The sequence below is a fragment of the Pseudomonas sp. Pseusp16 genome (genome assembly GCF_047324915.1).
Taxonomy (GTDB): Bacteria; Pseudomonadota; Gammaproteobacteria; order Pseudomonadales; family Pseudomonadaceae; genus Aquipseudomonas; species Aquipseudomonas fluorescens_CD.
In genome coordinates this window covers 5,620,394-5,637,314 of sequence record NZ_CP168522.1, presented here as the reverse complement: position 1 = coordinate 5,637,314, position 16,921 = coordinate 5,620,394, and the positions used below count along the sequence as shown (strand labels likewise).

Genomic DNA, 16,921 nt, shown 5'->3' with positions numbered 1-16,921 from the left:
CTGCGCCGACAGGTCCGGCGCCTTCACGAGCAGGCTCGCTCCCACAATGATTGCGCTGGCCCTTGTGGGAGCGGGCTTGCTCGCGAATGCAGGCACCACCGAGGCGACAGACACAACAAATCGTGTACAACTTTTGATATTTAACTGGAACAATCCAATAGTTTTTTGAGAACATCACGACCCCCGACGTGACCGCAATGCGTCATGGGGTCGCAGAACGACGTAATTAGTCTAATTTTCACAACCGCAATTCATCATGTAGTATGCCGCAGCGCGCACTACATAATGTTGGATCGATGTCTGCCGCAGGCACGTTCGCAACCCTGAAAGCCCTGTCAGCAAGGCCCCAAGCCGTTGATTGGTCCCAACCCAGCCGCCCGTCATGGGCATGTACTGGTAGAGGGGTTTGTGGTTTAAATGGCCAAAGGCTTCATTGTTAAATTGAAGAGCTGAAAAGCGAAATAGCTGAGCAGAGTGAGGCAAGCAATGACTGAACACGTTCAAGTCGGTGGCCTGCAGGTCGCCAAAGTCCTGTTCGACTTCGTGAACAACGAAGCCATTCCCGGTACCGGCCTCACCGCCGATAAGTTCTGGGCCGGTGCCGACAAGGTCATCCATGACCTGGCGCCGAAGAACAAAGCCCTACTCGCCAAACGCGATGATTTCCAGGCTCGTATCGATGGCTGGCACCAAGCGCGTGCCGGTCAACCGCACGACGCCGTGGCCTATAAAGCCTTCCTGCAAGACATTGGTTATCTGCTGCCAGAAGCGGCCGATTTCCAGGCGACGACGCAAAACGTCGATGACGAAATCGCCCGCATGGCCGGCCCACAACTCGTGGTGCCGGTGATGAATGCCCGCTTTGCGCTCAATGCCTCGAACGCCCGTTGGGGTTCGCTGTATGACGCGCTCTACGGCACTGACGCCATCAGCGAAGCTGGCGGCGCGGAAAAAGGCAAAGGCTACAACAAGGTACGCGGTGACAAGGTCATCGCCTTCGCCCGCGCCTTCCTTGACGACTCGGCGCCATTGGCGGCCGGCTCCCACGTCGACTCCACCGGCTACAAGATCGTTAACGGCAAACTGGTGGTCGCCCTTAAAGGCGGCAGCAACACCGGCCTGCGCAATGACGCTCAACTGATCGGCTTCCAGGGCGATGCCGCTGCACCGACCGCGATCCTGCTGAAAAACAACGGCCTGCATTTCGAAATCCAGATCGACGCCAGCACCCCGGTCGGCCAGACCGACGCCGCCGGTGTCAAAGACATCCTGATGGAAGCCGCGCTGACCACCATCATGGACTGCGAAGACTCGGTTGCCGCCGTCGACGCCGATGACAAAGTGGTGATCTACCGCAACTGGCTCGGCCTGATGAAGGGCGATCTGTCCGAAAGCGTCGCCAAGGGTGGTCAGACCTTTACCCGCACCATGAACCCCGACCGCACCTACACCGCTGTCGATGGCAGTGAACTGAGCCTGCACGGTCGTTCGTTGCTGTTCGTGCGTAACGTCGGTCACCTGATGACCATCGACGCGATCCTCGACAAAGATGGCAATGAAGTGCCGGAAGGCATTCTCGACGGCCTGGTGACCTGCCTGTCGGCGATCCACAACCTCAACGGCAACAGCTCGCGCAAGAACAGCCGCACCGGCTCGATCTATATCGTGAAGCCGAAGATGCACGGCCCTGAAGAAGCAGCGTTCACCAACGAGCTGTTCGGTCGCATCGAAGACGTGCTGGGCCTGCCGCGCAATACCCTCAAAGTCGGGATCATGGACGAGGAGCGTCGTACCACAATCAACCTCAAGGCCTGCATCAAGGCGGCGAGCGAGCGCGTGGTGTTCATCAACACCGGTTTCCTCGACCGCACGGGCGATGAAATCCACACCTCCATGGAAGCAGGCGCCATGGTGCGCAAGGCGGACATGAAGGCGGAAAAATGGATCGGCGCCTACGAGAACTCCAACGTCGATATCGGTCTGAGCACCGGCCTGCAAGGTCGCGCACAGATCGGTAAGGGCATGTGGGCCATGCCTGACCTGATGGCGGCGATGCTCGAACAGAAAATCGCTCACCCGCTGGCCGGTGCCAACACCGCCTGGGTACCATCGCCAACTGCCGCTGCGCTGCACGCGCTGCATTACCACAAGGTTGACGTGTTCGCCCGTCAGGCCGAACTGGCCAAACGTGCGCATGCTTCGGTGGACGACATCCTGACCATCCCGCTGGCGGTGAACCCGCAGTGGACCGCCGAACAGATCAAGAACGAACTGGACAACAACAGCCAGGGCATTCTCGGTTATGTGGTGCGCTGGATCGACCAGGGCGTCGGCTGTTCGAAGGTGCCGGACATCAACGACGTCGGCCTGATGGAAGACCGTGCAACGCTGCGTATTTCCAGCCAGCACATCGCCAACTGGCTGCGCCATGGCATCGTCACCGAAGACCAGGTCATGGAAAGCCTCAAGCGCATGGCGCCGGTGGTTGACCGTCAGAACGCCGGCGACGCGCTGTACCGCCCGCTGGCCCCGAACTTCGACAGCAACATCGCCTTCCAGGCGGCGGTCGAACTGGTGGTCGAAGGCACCAAACAGCCGAACGGCTACACCGAGCCGGTCCTGCACCGTCGTCGTCGCGAGTTCAAAGCGAAGAACGGGTTGTAAGCCCGCTCTCTCTACAAAAATCCCCCGGTTGAAAAACCGGGGGATTTTTGTTTCTGCGTCCTGAGAATGTAGAGCTACTTCCTGTAACGCAACGCGCTGGCAGCGATGTGATGGCCTATTTTCGATGCATTCATGAACAAAGCAATTCCAACGACCGTGATGACGAGAGCAAACAGTTTTTCGCCACCAATGGGTTCGTCGAGTACATACCACGACGTCAAGATACCCGATATCGGAACAATCACTGACAACGGTGCAACCTGGCTCGCCGGATACTTCTCAATCATTCGGTTCCACACCCAATACCCGAATACCGTCGCCACATAGGCCTGGAACAGGACAGATACCAGCACCGGAGCAGTCATGTCTGTTAGCAACGCCTGGAAAGGGGCCGCTCCCTTGACCCAGTAAGTCATCAGATATAGAGGAGGTGTTGCATACAGACTCGACCAAACGACAAAGGAAAATATATCAACCACTTTGCTTTTCTTGACCAGCACATTGCACAAACTCCAGAACAGTGCGCCGAGGAGTATCAGAAAAAGTCCAAGACTTTCGGCATAACCGTCTGTTACATGAATAATGAACATCAGCCCCAGCAACGCCATGAGAATGCCGGCCACTTGTATTCCCGTCATTTTCTCGCCAAACAGCAGCACCCCCCAGATGACCGTGAAAAAAGCACTGAACTGCAAGAGCAAAGATGTCACGCCGGCACTAACGCCAAGAAACATGCCATAGTTCATCAGCCAACACATTCCGATACCAAACAACAGACCGTAGAGAATAGTTACAAACGTACTGACACCTTTCGGTTTCGGGATGAAGAACACCAGCGGCAGCGCACAGAAAGTAAAGCGCAACGCGGTCAATATGAACGGATCGATACCGTCAAGACTGATATCAATTACCGTAAAATTGCTGCCCCACATGACTGTCACGCCGACAATAAGTACAAGATCGCGAAATTCCATTTTCTTTATCATATCGTCCTCATTGCGATACACACCCACACAACTCGGGAAGAGCAATGACCTGACCTTTGTCAGTGTTTTATCTGCGCGAACCAACCACAGATTGAATACACGACAACCATCGGCATACTCAAACCACTAAAGCCGGAGAGTAAAATCGGTAACTTTTATAGCGCTACGACAGTTCCCGCAAACCACGAATGACATTAGATAATGCCTGCGCTGGCTTTCAAGCACCGAACGATAACTGAATCACCGAAAGAAAATACAAGCTATTTGTGAGGAGCTTTTTCGCAGAGCAAATGGACAACTCTAATTACAATTTGAATTAACAAAAACAACTCAAATTCGCAATTAACAATTACAAATAATAAATTATTTAATGTCCAGTTCGTGCTTTACCAGTGCCACCAGGTGCTCGGCATCAATCGGCTTGAGCAGAAAGTCCACAACGCTCAAATGCATCGCGGCGATTGCATCCTTCACGTCGGCGTCTCCCGAGACAATGATGATCGGCAACGCCGCCCGAACCGATTCACGTATCTGGCGGATCAGATCCAGCCCGTCTACATGGCCCATCCGCAGGTCGGTGATCATCAAACCGATCGAGGGCTTTTTGATCTCTGCCTCAGCCACCAGGATATTGAATGCCGCTTCGCCGCTGACTGCAGTCATGCAGCGAACGCCCTGCAACTCGAGGATCTCTGACAACAGCTCCCGGGCGTCTTTATCATCGTCGACGATCAGCACCCGTTGCGGCGGCAAGTCAGGTTCCAGCATGACGGCACTGAGCGCTTCCCGCTCGGCGTCACTCAAAATATCGTGGTCGGACATGGCGTTCCCTACATGTTCAGTTCAATTCCCTAGCACAGTGGTGAGACATCGCTAAGAGACCTTCAATTTGCACTTCGTCGGAGACTTTTCCTATAGCAGGATAGAGCGATTTTTCTCTCAATTGCGTAAGGTTTTTCTGACATTCCGTCACACTCATTGCCTACCTAGACTTACGTCCAATGGGCACCCTGACCGTAGGGGTCGACCATGGTTGAGTCATCCGACAACAACAATTCAAAAAAGACTGCGGTAATGGTTATGAGTAAAGCGGACGCCTTCACACAGGCAGGGAAAACCGCGGTGTTGCAGAACATCCAGGGCACGTTGCAATTCCTTCAGCGCTTCCCGCCCTTCAATCAGATGGAACACGCTCACCTGGCGTATCTGGTCGAGCAATGTCAGCTGCGTTTCTACGCCCCTGGCGAGAGCATCATCAAACCCGCCGACGGCCCGGTCGAGCACTTCTATATCGTCAAGCAAGGCCGGGTCGTGGGCGAACGTCCGCATACGGCAAAAGGTGGCACCGAGACGGTCTTCGAGATCACCACCGGCGAATGTTTCCCACTCGCGGCATTGCTGGGTGAGCGGGCGACCCGCACCGAGCACCTGGCCGGCGAGGACACCTTCTGCCTGCAACTGAACAAGCCGGCGTTCATCCGCCTGTTTTCGCTATCGGACACCTTCCGCAACTTCGCCCTGCGTTGCGTCAGTAGCCTGCTGGATCAGGTCAACCAGCAAGTGCAGCAAAAAGCCGTGGAAACCCTCGGCACCCAATATTCGCTCAATACCCGACTGGGCGAATTGGCCATGCGCCACCCGGTGACATGCGCCCCGCAGACGCCGTTGCGCGAAGCCGTGACGCTGATGCACGAACAACAGGTCGGCAGCATCGTGGTGGTCGATGAACTCAAGGCGCCACAGGGGATTTTCACCCTGCGCGACCTGCGTCAGGCCGTGGCCGATGGCAGCAGTGATTTCAATGAAGCCATCGAAAGGCACATGACCCGGGCGCCGTTTTTCCTGTCGCCGGATCACAGTGCATTCGACGCCGCGATTGCCATGACCGAGCGTCACATCGCCCATGTCTGCCTGGTCAAAGACCAACGCTTGTGCGGCGTGGTTTCCGAGCGCGATCTGTTTTCCCTGCAACGGGTCGACCTGGTGCACCTGGCCCGCACTATCCGCAATGCACAGAAAGTGGAAAACCTGGTGGCGCTGCGGGGCGAAATCGGCCAGTTGGTCGAGCGGATGCTGGCCCACGGCGCGTCTTCGACGCAGATCACCCACATCATCACCTTGCTCAACGACCACACCGTGTGCCGGGTGATCGAACTGACCCTCGCCGAAAAAGGCGACCCCGGCGTGCCGTTCAGCTGGCTGTGTTTCGGCAGTGAAGGCCGCCGCGAGCAGACCCTGCACACCGATCAGGACAACGGCATTCTGTTCGAAGCCAGGGATGCGGCCCATGCCGCCGAGATTCGCGGCAAGCTGTTGCCCATTGCCCAGCAGATCAACCAGAGCCTGGCGCTGTGCGGCTTCACCTTGTGCAAGGGCAATATCATGGCCGGCAACCCGGAGCTGTGCCTGTCCCGGGCCGAGTGGGCGCGACGCTTTGCGGCGTTTATCCGCGAGGCAACCCCGGAGAACCTGCTGGGTTCGAGCATCTATTTCGATTTGCGCGTGGTCTGGGGCAGCGAACAAAGCTGCGAGCAGTTGCGTCGGGGCATTCTCGATCAGGTCGGTGACAACCGCTTGTTCCAGCGCATGATGGCCGAAAATGCGCTGCGCAATCGCCCGCCCGTAGGGCGTTTCCGCGAGTTCGTGCTGACACGCAAAAATGGCGAAAAGGCCAGCCTGGACCTGAAGATTCAGGGCTTGGCACCCTTTGTCGACGGTGCCCGGCTGCTGGCCCTGGCTCACGGTATCGAAGCGAACAACACACTGGAGCGTTTTCGCCAGTTGGTCGCCAGGGAAGTCATCGACCCCCTGGACGGTGCCGCGTACGAAGAGGCCTATCACTTCATCCAGCAAACCCGCATGCAGCAACATCAACTACAGACCCGAGAGAATTTTCCCTACTCGAACCGGGTCGATCCCGACAGCCTCAACCATCTGGACCGACGCATCCTGCGTGAGTCCCTGCGCCAGGCACAACGCCTGCAAAGCAGCCTGACCTTGCGGTATCAGCTATGAGTCTGTTTTCCTGGTTGCGCCCGACGCCACCCACCTTGCCTGCCCATCTGCAACATCGGCTGGAACGCTTGCCGACTGCTGCCGACCTGGCGCAGTGCAGTCTGCGCGAGCAGCGCTGGGTGGTGCTCGATCTGGAAACCACCGGGTTGAACCTGAACAAGGACCACGTGTTGTCCATCGGCGCGGTGGTGATCGAGGACGGGGCCATCGACTTTCGCCAGCAGTTCGAGCGCACCCTGCAATACCCGCAAGTAAAACTCGGCCCCAGCGTGCTGATCCACGGTATTGGCCCCAGCGCCATTGCGGCAGGCAGCGACCCGGCAGAAGCGCTGCTCGACCTGATGGAGTACCTCGGTGACAGTCCGGTGCTGGCCTTCCACGCGCCGTTTGACCAGCACATGCTCGGCCGTGCGCTGAAAGATCATCTGGGTTTCAAGTTGCAGCATCCGTTTCTGGACGTGGCGGACATTGCACCCCTGCTGTGCCCCCAGGCACACATTCGCGAGGCGGGGCTGGACGATTGGATCGACTGGTTCAAGCTTGAAGTCTTCGAGCGCCACCACGCCAGCGCCGACGCCCTGGCCACCGCTGAACTGGCGCTGATTCTGTTCAGCCGCGCGCGGCAGCAGCAGATTCATAGCCCGTTGAATTTGCAGCAGCGGTTAAGTCAGTGGAAGCGCCGGCAGCAGGCGCCCTCCTTCTGACCTTCAGGCCCCCCCCTGTAGGAGCGAGCTTGCTCGCGATGAATTTGAAGGCGACGCATTTTTCCAGACAGCACGCGTCACCGTTCGCGTCCATCGCGAGCAAGCTCGTTCCTACAGGGGCCGTCGCGAAATTCCCACCCGACCAACGCCAATTGCTTACCTCCCCTGCCTCTGCCACAATCGCGAACAGTTCTCGTTAGTTAATATTTCCCAATCGGTAATGCGGCGTGTCGTCAGTCCCAAGCCCTCAAAGTGAGCTCGTCGGTGCGTTATATCGCGACCATCGCGGTTGGCTATTGGCCTGGCTTCGACGCAACGTCGCCTGCCCACAACGCGCCGAAGACCTGAGCCAGGACACGTTCGTGCGCTTGCTGGGCCGCGAAGAACTGAAGGCCCCGCGCGAGCCCCGGGCATTCCTGGTGGCGATTGCCAAGGGCCTGCTGTTCGATTATTTCCGGCGTGCCGCGCTGGAGCAGGCTTACCTCACTGAGTTGATGCTGGTTCCCGAAGCCGAACAACCGTCGGCGGAAGAACAGCAAATGATCCTCGAAGACCTGAAAAACATCGATCGATTGCTCGGCAAGCTCTCCAGCAAGGCCCGGGCGGCGTTCCTCTACAACCGTCTCGACGGCCTCGGCCACGCGGAAATCGCCGAGCGTCTCGGCGTGTCGGTGCCGCGGGTGCGCCAGTACCTGGCCCAGGGTATTCGCCAGTGCTACATCGCGCTATATGGTGAGCCGACATGAATCCGCTCGGTTCCAAACCGGTATCGGCCAAGGTGCTCGACGCGGCGATTGCCTGGCAATTGTCCATGGATTCCGCCAACCCGGTGGAGCGCGAAGAGTTCGCCAGGTGGCACGCGGCCCACGAAGAACACGCCCGCGCCTGGCGCCAACTGGGCATGCTCGACCAGCGTTTCAGCGTGGCCAGCGGCCCGGCTCGCACGGCCCTGCTGCAATCGCGCGAAGGTATTCGTCGACGGGTGCGCAAACTTGGCAGTGGTGTGGCCGGTATCGTTGCGGTGATCGGCCTGGCGCTGTTCACCGGGCCACGTTACCTGCCGATCGACTATTGGCTGGCCGACCAGAGCACCGCCGTTGGCGAGCAGCGCACCTTGCGCCTGGCTGATGGCACGCTGATCAATCTCAACACCCACAGTGCCCTGGATGTGCGCTTCGATGAAAGGCAGCGACGCATCGTGCTTCAGGAAGGCGAAATCCTGGTGGAAACCGGTCATGGCGACCCCCGGCCGTTCATCGTCGAAACCCGCGAAGGCAGTATGCGTGCGCTGGGTACCCGGTTTCTGGTCAAGCGCGAAGAAGAAGGCACACGCCTGAGCGTGTTGCAGTCGGCCGTGGCGGTTCATCCGGAGTCCAATCCGGACGAACAGATCCTGCGCGAAGGCCAGCAGGTGCTGATCCGCAACAACGGCCTGGGCCCGGTTCTGGCCGTCAACCTCGGCGCGGATGCCTGGACCCGCGGCATGCTGGTGGTAGACAACACGCGGCTGGAAGATCTGGTGCATGAAATCGGCCGCTATCGAAACGGTTACGTCGGCGTCGCGCCGGAGGTAGCCGACCTGCGCATCACCGGCAGTTTCCCGCTGCGCGATACCGACCTGGCGCTCAATGCCCTGCTGCCAACCCTGCCGGTGCAGATCGAACAGCACACGCAATGGTGGGTGAAGGTCGTGGCCAAGGCCGGCAACAAACCCTGAACAGGCATCCACGCCGCTCACTGGATCTACGCGGTGCTTGTGAGCGCATCGCTGGCAAGCCAGCGCCTACAAAAGCCAAAGACTGAATCGAAATTATTTTTATCCAGCCCTATCACTTTTCAATTCTCGCTCGGCACACAGGCAATTGAGAAATATTTCCATTCAGGAGCCGCCGTATGCCCCGTTCGCTAGACACCCTGTTGCGCCCCGGTTTGCTGGCGCTCGCCATTGCCTTGTGCGCCCCTTTGGCCAGCAGCCCACTGTTCGCCGCTGAACAGGCTTCCAGCGTTCGCGCCTACAACTTGCCGTCCGCTCCGTTGGCCAACACCCTGAACCAGATCGCCAGCCAGGCCGGCTTGGCCCTGGCGTTGAACCCATCCCTGGCTGTGGGCAAAACCTCGGCGCCAGTCAAAGGCCAGTTCGACGCAGCCGGCGCCCTGCGTGAAGCCCTGCGTGGTACCGGCCTGCAACTGGAGCAGAGCAGTGCAGGCACCTACAGCCTGGTGGCGGTACCGGAAGGCACCCTTGATTTGCCGGTCACAAGCATTACCGGACAGAACGGTGACGATGAAAGTGCTTGGGGCCCCGTGCAAGGCTATCTCGCCAATCGCACAGCAGCCGGGACCAAAACCGATACGACGCTCGCCGAAGTTCCGCGCTCGATCTCTGTTGCCACTCGTGAGCAGATGCAGGACCGCGCAGTACAGAACCTGGATGACGCTGTGCGTTACATGCCCGGGGTTGTGGCCAGCAGCTACGGCAGCGATAGCCGTGCCGAATGGCTAAAAGTGCGCGGATTTGAACCCACCCAGTTCCTCGATGGCTTGCCGCTGCCAAAGGGCACTTACGCCATGCCGAAGATTGAAACCTGGGATCTGGAGCGCGTAGCCTTGCTGCGAGGCCCTGCGTCTTCAGTTTACGGCCAGACACCTCCCGGTGGATTGATCGACATGGTCAGCCGCCGCCCTGAGGAGTTTGCAAGCAACGAAGTGCAATTGCAGATTGGCAGCTATCAGCGCAAGCAGATCAGTTTCGATAGCACCGGTCCAATTGACGATGAAGGGCGATTTTTATACCGCGTCAGCGGTGTGGTGCGTGATAGCAACACCACCATCGATCACAACGAAGACAAGCGTTACAACATCGCGCCCAGCCTGACCTGGAATATTGACCCGGACACGAAATTGACCTTGCTCAGCCAGTTCAATCGTGACGATACCAGCAACACCAGTCAGTTCCTTCCAGTACAAGGCACCAAACTTTCAACGCCTGCTGGCGAGGTGAAATTCCACGAGAACCTCGGTGATCCGGACTGGGAGTTCTACGACAAAACCTATTACGCGCTGGGTTATGCATTTGAGCACCAGATGAACGACGTTTGGCAGTTCCGTCAAAACCTGCGCTACACCAAGAGCGACCTGTCCTTCCAAGGCATAACCGCTGGCGGTTTTAACGGTTCGGTCAGTGACGATGGCACGGTGGCCCGAGGTGCCAACATCGTCAACGAAGACATCAGCCAGTTCGCCGTGGATAACAATTTCCAGGCAGACTTCGACACCGGCTCAATCAGGCACACACTGCTGCTGGGCCTTGACCACCAACGTGTGAATACCAATTACAAATGGCTGTTCGGCAGCGCGCCGCCCAGCAATATCAACACTCCGATTTACGGCCAGGACTTCAGTAACGTCAGCTATACCGCGTTCAATGATTACAACCAGAAAACCCATGACACAGGCCTGTACATTCAGGACCAGATAGCCCTCGACAACTGGCGCCTGACTTTGGGCGGCCGCCAGGACTGGCTGCACACCGATACGACTTTCTACAACATGAACAATGCCAAGGACACCCGCGACGACACGGCCTTCACCGGCAACGCGGCCCTTAGCTATGTCTTCGACTCCGGTTTCACACCTTACATCTCCTACGCCGAGTCATTTCAAGCCGAACCCGGTGGCGCCAATGGTGAGGCGTTCCGCCCTGGCACTGGCAAGCAATACGAAGTGGGTATCAAGTACCAGCCTCCAGGCAGCGATATGCTATTTACAGCAGCTGCCTATGACCTGACCCGCAAAGACATCGTGCTCAATGACACTCTCGGCGTATCGCGTCCACTGGGTGAAGCCAAAGTGCGTGGCTTCGAGCTGGAAGCAATTGGCAACGTCAACGAGAACTTGAAATTGACTGCCGCGTATACCTACGCCAACACCAAGATGACCAAAGTCACCAGTCCACTGGACCAAAACCGTCCTCTGCCATTGACTCCGGAAAATCAGGCTTCAGCCTGGGCTGACTACACCTGGCATACCGGGGTTCTCGATGGTTTCGGACTTGGTTTCGGCGTGCGCTACGTCGGAGAAACCGACAACATCGCTATCGGCAGCATGGAGTTCGTACGCGATAAATCAGACGGCCACTCCGACTCCTATACCGTCTACGATGCTGCCGTCCACTACGACCTGGGTCGCCTGAACAGCTCGCTCAAGGGCGTCAGCGTTGCGGTCAATGCCAATAACGTATTCGACAAGGAATACATTTCGACCTGTGATGGTTTCTACTGCTATTACGGCGATCGTCGCAACGTAATGGCCAGCGTCGACTACAAGTGGTAACGCCTTGAGCTGACACGCCCAACGACCAGGCCGTCCTTCGTGGACGGCTTTGGTTTTTCTGAAGGCCATGAAATGAAAAGTAAAACAATTCGCCGCTGGTCCGCTGTCCATACCTGGACCAGCCTGGTTTGTACGGTGTTCCTGTTGCTGCTGGCGCTGACCGGCCTGCCGTTGATCTTTCACCACGAGATCGACCACTTGCTGGGCAATGCACCCGAAGTGAAGGCAATGCCGGCGGACACCCCACACCTGAATTTGCAGCAACTGGCAGAGGCGGCCGAGAGACATCGCCCCGGTGAAGTCATGCAGTACTTCGGCTTCGAGGACGATGAGCCCAACGCGGTGCTGACGATCATGGCCGCGACCGCCGGCACCGAGCCGAACTCGTCCCATACCTTCATGCTCGATGCCCGTACCGGCGAAGCGCTGGAAACGCCATCGGCCAACGGTGGCTTCATGCTGACCATGCTGCGTCTGCACGTGGACATGTTCGCCGGCTTGTCGGGCAAGTTGCTGCTGGCGCTCATGGGGGTTCTATTCGTTGTTGCGATCGTTTCCGGCACGGTGCTGTACCTGCCGTTCATGCGTCGCTTGAAGTTCGCCACCGTGCGCCAGGACAAATCCACGCGCCTGCGCTGGCTCGACCTGCATAACCTGATCGGTGTGGTGACATTGACCTGGGCACTGGTGGTCGGCGTGACGGGTGTGGTCAGTGCCAGCGCCGACCTGATCATTGCCGCGTGGCGCAACGACAGCCTGAGCGCGATGGTCGCGCCATACCGCGATGCGCCACCCCTGACGCAATTGGCACCGGCCACCCGCCTGCTCGACATCGCCGAGGAGGTTGCGCCGGGCATGCAGGCGGACTTCATCGCCTTCCCCGGCACGCGGTTTTCCAGCGAGCACCATTACGCGGTGTTCATGAAAGGCAGCACGCACCTGACTTCACACCTGCTGACACCCGTACTGATCGACGCCAGCACCCTGCAAGTCACCGCCGTGGCCGAACGACCGTGGTACATGGACGCCATGGGCATGTCGCAGCCACTGCACTTCGGTGACTACGGCGGCATGCCGATGAAAATCCTCTGGGCGACCCTGGATGTGCTGACCATCATCGTGCTCGGCAGCGGGGTGTACCTGTGGGTAGTGCGGCGCAAGGCTGCCCGGCCTGTGCTGGAAAAAGCGGAGAGCGTGGCATGAAGCCCCGGCAGTCGAACTTCTGGAAAGTGTTCAGCACCCCAATCGTCATCGCCCTGTTCAGCGCGGCAGGGTTGTTTGCCGCGTTGCTCGGGGATGGTGTGTGGGATTCGCTGAGCTGGCTCGGCTTGGGCATCCCCGCCGCTGTTGCCCTGCGGGGCCTCCTGCCACCCTGTAGGAGCGAGCTTGCTCGCGATGGTCGTCAACGATGATGTTGGAAGACTGATACCCCGAGGTGTTCTCGGGTGCATCGCGAGCGAGCTCCTACAAGGGATATTGAGCTCCCGCCACAACGCGCTATGCTGCCCGACACTGCCACCGATCGAGACGTTGCCATGTCCGCCCCGAGCATGACCCTGTACCACAACCCGCTCTCTCCCTTCGTTCGCAAAGTCATGGTGCTGTTGCACGAAACCGGTCAACAGAACCGCGTGGCGTTGCAAAACAGCGTACTCACCCCTGTCAGCCCGGACCTGACCCTGATCGACGACAACCCCCTGAGTAAAATCCCGGCGCTGCGCCTGGCCGATGGCAATGTCATCCACGACAGCCGGGTCATCCTCGACTACCTCGATCAGCAGCACGTCGGCAATCCGCTGATCCCCCGCGAAGGCTCGGCCCGCTGGCGGCGCCTGACCCTCGCTTCGCTGGCCGACGGAATCATGGACGCAGCCGTGCTGGTGCGCTACGAAGTCGCCCTGCGCGCCCCGGAGAAACACTGGGACGAATGGCTCGACGGCCAGCGCGACAAAATCCGCCGTGCCTTGGCGCTGCTGGAAAAAGACGCGATTGCCGAGCTGACCTGCCATTTCGACGTGGCTGCGATCAGCGTAGCCTGTGCACTGGGTTACCTGGATCTGCGCCACCCGGATCTGGATTGGCGTACGGCGAATCCGCAACTCGCGCAGTGGTATTTCGAGGTGAGTCAGCGACCTTCGATGATTGCGACGATGCCGAAGATTTAAGCCTTCAAAAGATCAGCAATCCGGCTTGTCGGCCGTAAACCGCCGAGCCGGGTTCACCGCCGCCCCAAACTCACGCAAGGCCTTGGCGCCGATCAACAATGGATAGTTGAAGCTGCTGCGATCGGTGAGGTTGACCTCGACCGTACGCTTGACGTTGCCCAGGCACAATTCCAGATCAACCACCGGCCGCTTGGTGGGTGCTGCCGCCTCGTCATCCTCCTCTTCGAAGCGGGTCTTGATCTTGCTGATGCGCGCGATCTTGTGTTCGTAGACCTGGTTGTTCGCATCCTTGGTGCCAAGGCGGAAACGCACCCAGTCCTCACCGTCACGCTTGAAGGTTTCGATGTCCTTGGCCGACAGCGACGCGGTCAGGGCGCCGGTGTCCATTTTCGCCTTGAGGACCTGCCCGCCGATTTCCGGCAGGGCAATGTATTCGTAACGCCCATAGAGGGTGGGTTCAGCGGCCATGACCGGCAGGGCGATGAGGGAGAGCACTGCAAGGAGGGATTTCACGTGATGGGCTTCCATGAGAGTGAACAGCGGGAATTTAGACCGCCGTTCGCTTGATCGTTCCCACAAGGTTACCGGCCCAAAGGTGAAACATTCGTCACCACCGATTTGGCCTGTCGCCCGAAGCTGCTTATCATTGCGCGCCCAACCGCTTCCACGAGTGACTTATGCGCCGCCTGCTCACCGGCTGTTTCGTGACCCTGCTGCTTCTGCTCAACACCCTGGTGCTGATCGGACCGCTGATGGTGTTTGCCCTGCTCAAGCTGGTCCTGCCTGGCCGCTTTCGCGATTACGCTTCATGGTCGGTGATGTGGATTGCCGAGACCTGGTCCGAGATCGACAAGCTGATCTTCCGCCTGTGTATCCCCACCCGATGGGACATCCGCGGCGGTGACGATCTGCGCCGTGACACCTCGTACCTGGTGATCAGCAACCATCAATCCTGGGTCGACATCCCGGCGCTGATCCAGACGCTAAACCGGCGTACGCCGTTCTTCAAGTTCTTCCTCAAGAAAGAGCTGATCTGGGTGCCGTTCCTGGGCCTGGCGTGGTGGGCGCTGGATTATCCGTTCATGAAGCGCTACAGCAAGGCGTTTCTGGCCAGACACCCGGAACTGGCGGGCAAGGATCTGGAGATCACCAAACAGGCCTGTGAACTGTTCAAGCGCCAACCGGTGACGGTGGTCAACTACCTCGAAGGCACCCGCTTCACGGCGGCGAAACGTGCCCAGCAACAGTCACCGTTCAATCATCTGCTCAAGCCCAAGGCCGGCGGAGTGGCCTTTGTGCTGGCGGCGATGGGTGAACAGCTGGACGCGATCCTCGATGTGACGGTGGTTTACCCGCAGCAGAACATTCCGGGGTTCTGGGACTTGATCAGCGGCAATGTGCCAAGGGTCATCATCGATATCCAGACCCGCGAACTCGACCCCGCGCTGTGGCAGGGCGACTACGAAAACGATCCGTTGTTTCGCGAAAAAACCCAGAACTGGGTCAACCAGCTCTGGATCGAAAAGGACCGGCACATCGACGCCTTGCGCACCGAGCGCCGCTGAATCAGCTACCGGTGCCGATGCCCGGGCCCCAGATGCTGCCCAGATTGCTCAGCAGCGAACCGCCAACGCCCTGCTGACCGAGGTATTGCAGGAGCACCGGGGTAAACAGCCCGATCATGCCGCTGTCCATGCCCAAGGCGCTAAAGGCATTGTTCAGGTCATTGGTGTTCTTGACGTTGCCCAAGGCGTTATCCAGGCCTGCGGCCTTGCCGGTGGAGCCGAGCAGTCCGGCAAGCGCACCCAGCTCGCCACCGCCGGACAGCATGTCGATACCCGGCACGCTTTTGGCCAGTTCCGAGTAGTCGGTCGAACTCAACTGGTTCTTCGCCAGCCCCAGCATCGCCCCGGCGCCGCCAAGGGCTTGCTGAGGGGTGATGTTCAATTCAGTGAGCGCGCCCAGCAGGTCCGCCGCTTCCGGGGTCGGCGCGGTATCGGTCGCGGCATTGCCGCCCTTCATGCCGGAAATGGCATTGGCCGCATCGCTCAGGTTGAACTGGGCAAAGGCCGGGCTGACCACCAGGGTCAAGAGCGATGCCAGGACAAAACCGCGTGAAATCTTCATTCAGACATCCTCTATGAACGCCGCCCGGCAATGGGCGGCGAAAAACTGTGCTTTGGACTGATATCCCCCGGCATTGTTCCCAGCCACCCATCCCCTGTAGGAGCGAGCTCGCTCGCGATGGACGTCAACGATGACGCGGGCTGTCTGGATAAACGCGTTGCCTTTGAGCCCATCGCGAGCAAGCTCGCTCCTACAGGGATCAGTTTCGGCAGAATATTTTCCCACGCACTGCATCCAGCCTGCCCCCACGCCCGTATATCAAGCACGGACAGACATTCCTGGCCGATTCCCCACCAAAGGATCATCACCATGAAACGCACTACGATCAAAACACCGTTGATTGCCAGCCTGCTGACCCTGGCCCTTGGCGGTGCTTTCGCCCTGAATACCGTACAAGCGGCAACCATGAGCCATGACAGCGTGACCGTCGGCGGCCAGGCCATGCTGCCGAGCAAGGACATCGTCGATAACGCGGTGAACTCCGCCGATCACACCACCCTGGTCGCCGCGGTAAAAGCCGCCGGTCTGGTCGACACCCTCAAGGGCAAAGGCCCGTTCACCGTGTTCGCCCCGGTCAATTCAGCCTTTGCCGCCCTGCCCGCCGGCACCGTCGATACGCTGCTCAAACCGGAAAACAAGACCACCCTGAGCAAAATCCTCACCTACCACGTGGTCGCCGGCAAACTCGACATGTCCACCCTGGCCGAGAAGATCAAGGCCGGTGGCGGCAAAACCGAGCTCACCACCGTTGCTGGCGGCAAGTTGTGGGCGATGATGAACGGCCCGCACAACATCACCATCAAGGATGAAAAAGGTGACGTCGCCGACATCACCACCTATGACGTGTACCAGTCCAATGGGGTGATCCAGGTCATCGACAAGGTGTTGATGCCGAAAAGCTGAACCGTACCGCCGTCCCCGTGCATCG

The 16,921-nt window shown here is 58.9% G+C and carries 15 protein-coding genes; 11 read left to right on the top strand and 4 right to left on the bottom strand.

Annotated features, from left to right (window positions below):
- The first annotated feature begins 486 nt into the window (after window positions 1-486).
- A complete protein-coding gene (locus ACEN8Q_RS25550) occupies window positions 487-2,664 on the top strand; it encodes a malate synthase G (protein ID WP_413703910.1) in 2,178 nt (725 codons plus the stop codon).
- A 74-nt stretch (window positions 2,665-2,738) separates the two neighbouring features.
- On the opposite strand, the gene ACEN8Q_RS25545 is transcribed toward ACEN8Q_RS25550, so the two are convergent.
- Together ACEN8Q_RS25545 and ACEN8Q_RS25540 are read right to left on the bottom strand one after the other, a co-directional pair.
- A complete protein-coding gene (locus ACEN8Q_RS25545) occupies window positions 2,739-3,638 on the bottom strand; it encodes an EamA family transporter (protein ID WP_413703909.1) in 900 nt (299 codons plus the stop codon).
- A 375-nt stretch (window positions 3,639-4,013) separates the two neighbouring features.
- Complete coding sequence (locus ACEN8Q_RS25540; RefSeq protein ID WP_413703908.1) at window positions 4,014-4,472, bottom strand: response regulator; 459 nt, start codon at window positions 4,470-4,472, stop codon at window positions 4,014-4,016.
- Between the two features lie 252 nt (window positions 4,473-4,724).
- On the opposite strand from ACEN8Q_RS25540, the gene ACEN8Q_RS25535 reads away from it, so the two are divergent.
- The 8 genes from ACEN8Q_RS25535 (at window position 4,725) to ACEN8Q_RS25500 (ending at window position 13,866) form a co-directional block, all read left to right on the top strand.
- Window positions 4,725-6,665, top strand: a complete 1,941-nt coding sequence (locus ACEN8Q_RS25535) for a putative nucleotidyltransferase substrate binding domain-containing protein (protein ID WP_413424797.1) — start codon at window positions 4,725-4,727, stop codon at window positions 6,663-6,665.
- Window positions 6,662-7,369 carry a PolC-type DNA polymerase III gene (locus ACEN8Q_RS25530; protein WP_413424799.1) on the top strand — a complete coding sequence of 236 codons (708 nt, stop codon included), beginning with the start codon at window positions 6,662-6,664 and terminating at the stop codon, window positions 7,367-7,369. Before ACEN8Q_RS25535 ends, ACEN8Q_RS25530 begins: the two co-directional genes overlap by 4 nt.
- A 227-nt stretch (window positions 7,370-7,596) precedes the next feature.
- A complete protein-coding gene (locus tag ACEN8Q_RS25525) occupies window positions 7,597-8,115 on the top strand; it encodes an RNA polymerase sigma factor (RefSeq protein WP_413424801.1) in 519 nt (172 codons plus the stop codon).
- A complete protein-coding gene (locus ACEN8Q_RS25520) occupies window positions 8,112-9,086 on the top strand; it encodes a FecR domain-containing protein (RefSeq protein WP_413703907.1) in 975 nt (324 codons plus the stop codon). Before ACEN8Q_RS25525 ends, ACEN8Q_RS25520 begins: the two co-directional genes overlap by 4 nt.
- A gap of 176 nt (window positions 9,087-9,262) precedes the next feature.
- Complete coding sequence (locus tag ACEN8Q_RS25515) at window positions 9,263-11,701, top strand: TonB-dependent siderophore receptor (protein ID WP_413424805.1); 2,439 nt, start codon at window positions 9,263-9,265, stop codon at window positions 11,699-11,701.
- A 72-nt stretch (window positions 11,702-11,773) separates the two neighbouring features.
- Complete coding sequence (locus ACEN8Q_RS25510) at window positions 11,774-12,904, top strand: PepSY-associated TM helix domain-containing protein (protein WP_413424807.1); 1,131 nt, start codon at window positions 11,774-11,776, stop codon at window positions 12,902-12,904.
- Entirely contained in the window at window positions 12,901-13,113 is a 213-nt protein-coding gene (locus ACEN8Q_RS25505) for a hypothetical protein (RefSeq protein ID WP_413424809.1), read from the top strand. The genes ACEN8Q_RS25510 and ACEN8Q_RS25505 overlap by 4 nt, the downstream gene beginning before the upstream one ends.
- 123 nt (window positions 13,114-13,236) lie before the next feature.
- Window positions 13,237-13,866, top strand: a complete 630-nt coding sequence (locus tag ACEN8Q_RS25500; RefSeq protein WP_413424811.1) for a glutathione S-transferase — start codon at window positions 13,237-13,239, stop codon at window positions 13,864-13,866.
- A gap of 12 nt (window positions 13,867-13,878) precedes the next feature.
- On the opposite strand, the gene ACEN8Q_RS25495 is transcribed toward ACEN8Q_RS25500, so the two are convergent.
- The gene (locus tag ACEN8Q_RS25495; RefSeq protein ID WP_413424813.1) at window positions 13,879-14,379 is read right to left on the bottom strand and encodes an ATP-dependent zinc protease; all 501 of its coding nucleotides are present in this window, start codon (window positions 14,377-14,379) and stop codon (window positions 13,879-13,881) included.
- A 164-nt stretch (window positions 14,380-14,543) separates the two neighbouring features.
- On the opposite strand from ACEN8Q_RS25495, the gene ACEN8Q_RS25490 reads away from it, so the two are divergent.
- Complete coding sequence (locus tag ACEN8Q_RS25490; RefSeq protein WP_413703906.1) at window positions 14,544-15,431, top strand: acyltransferase; 888 nt, start codon at window positions 14,544-14,546, stop codon at window positions 15,429-15,431.
- Between the two features lies 1 nt (window position 15,432).
- On the opposite strand, the gene ACEN8Q_RS25485 is transcribed toward ACEN8Q_RS25490, so the two are convergent.
- On the bottom strand, window positions 15,433-15,993 hold the full coding sequence (locus ACEN8Q_RS25485; RefSeq protein WP_413424816.1) for a DUF2780 domain-containing protein: 561 nt from the start codon (window positions 15,991-15,993) through the stop codon (window positions 15,433-15,435).
- 309 nt (window positions 15,994-16,302) lie between these two features.
- Between ACEN8Q_RS25485 and ACEN8Q_RS25480 the strand changes: the two genes are divergently transcribed.
- Window positions 16,303-16,896, top strand: coding sequence for a fasciclin domain-containing protein (locus ACEN8Q_RS25480; protein ID WP_413424818.1), 594 nt, complete (start codon window positions 16,303-16,305; stop codon window positions 16,894-16,896).
- The last annotated feature ends 25 nt before the right edge of the window (window positions 16,897-16,921 follow it).